Origin of the sequence: Streptomyces sp. NPDC001717 (assembly GCF_042892775.1) — a bacterium.
Classification (GTDB): Bacteria; Actinomycetota; Actinomycetes; order Streptomycetales; family Streptomycetaceae; genus Streptomyces.
Window position 1 is genome coordinate 3,637 of record NZ_JBIAUK010000062.1, and the last position, 1,536, is coordinate 5,172.

General features: G+C 56.3%; 1 rRNA gene (only partly in view). It reads left to right on the top strand.

Annotation, left to right across the window (positions count from 1 at the left end):
• Window positions 1-1,505 (top strand): 23S ribosomal RNA (locus tag ACFYZL_RS39950) (it extends 1,639 nt beyond the left edge of the window).
• Window positions 1,506-1,536: the final 31 nt, after the last annotated feature.

Consider the following 1,536-nt stretch of genomic DNA (forward strand, 5'->3'; position numbering starts at 1 on the left):
ACTTGTAGTAGGTAAGCGATGGGGTGACGCAGGAAGGTAGTCCAGCCCGGGCGGTGGTTGTCCCGGGGTAAGGGTGTAGGCCGAGGGGTAGGCAAATCCGTCCCTCATTAAGGCTGAGACCTGATGCCGAGCCGATTGTGGTGAAGTGGATGATCCTATGCTGTCGAGAAAAGCCTCTAGCGAGTTTCATGGCGGCCCGTACCCTAAACCGACTCAGGTGGTCAGGTAGAGAATACCGAGGCGTTCGGGTGAACTATGGTTAAGGAACTCGGCAAAATGCCCCCGTAACTTCGGGAGAAGGGGGGCCATCACTGGTGATCGGACTTGCTCCGTGAGCTGGGGGTGGCCGCAGAGACCAGCGAGAAGCGACTGTTTACTAAAAACACAGGTCCGTGCGAAGCCGTAAGGCGATGTATACGGACTGACGCCTGCCCGGTGCTGGAACGTTAAGGGGACCGGTTAGTGACCTTTCGGGGTTGCGAAGCTGAGAACTTAAGCGCCAGTAAACGGCGGTGGTAACTATAACCATCCTAAGGTAGCGAAATTCCTTGTCGGGTAAGTTCCGACCTGCACGAATGGCGTAACGACTTCTCGACTGTCTCAACCATAGGCCCGGTGAAATTGCACTACGAGTAAAGATGCTCGTTTCGCGCAGCAGGACGGAAAGACCCCGGGACCTTTACTACAGTTTGATATTGGTGTTCGGTTCGGCTTGTGTAGGATAGGTGGGAGACTTTGAAGCCGTGACGCCAGTCATGGTGGAGTCGCCGTTGAAATACCACTCTGGTCGTGCTGGATGTCTAACCTCGGTCCGTGATCCGGATCAGGGACAGTGTCTGATGGGTAGTTTAACTGGGGCGGTTGCCTCCCAAAGGGTAACGGAGGCGCCCAAAGGTTCCCTCAGCCTGGTTGGCAATCAGGTGTTGAGTGTAAGTGCACAAGGGAGCTTGACTGTGAGACCGACGGGTCGAGCAGGGACGAAAGTCGGGACTAGTGATCCGGCGGTGGCTTGTGGAAGCGCCGTCGCTCAACGGATAAAAGGTACCCCGGGGATAACAGGCTGATCTTCCCCAAGAGTCCATATCGACGGGATGGTTTGGCACCTCGATGTCGGCTCGTCGCATCCTGGGGCTGGAGTCGGTCCCAAGGGTTGGGCTGTTCGCCCATTAAAGCGGTACGCGAGCTGGGTTTAGAACGTCGTGAGACAGTTCGGTCCCTATCCGCTGTGCGCGTAGGAATATTGAGAAGGGCTGTCCCTAGTACGAGAGGACCGGGACGGACGAACCTCTGGTGTGCCAGTTGTCCTGCCAAGGGCATGGCTGGTTGGCTACGTTCGGGAGGGATAACCGCTGAAAGCATCTAAGCGGGAAGCCTGCTTCAAGATGAGTATTCCCACCTCCTTGAGAGGGTAAGGCTCCCAGTAGACGACTGGGTTGATAGGCCAGATGTGGAAGCCCGGTAACGGGTGAAGCTGACTGGTACTAATAGGCCGAGGGCTTGTCCTCAGTTGCTCGCGTCCACTGTGTTAGTTCTGAA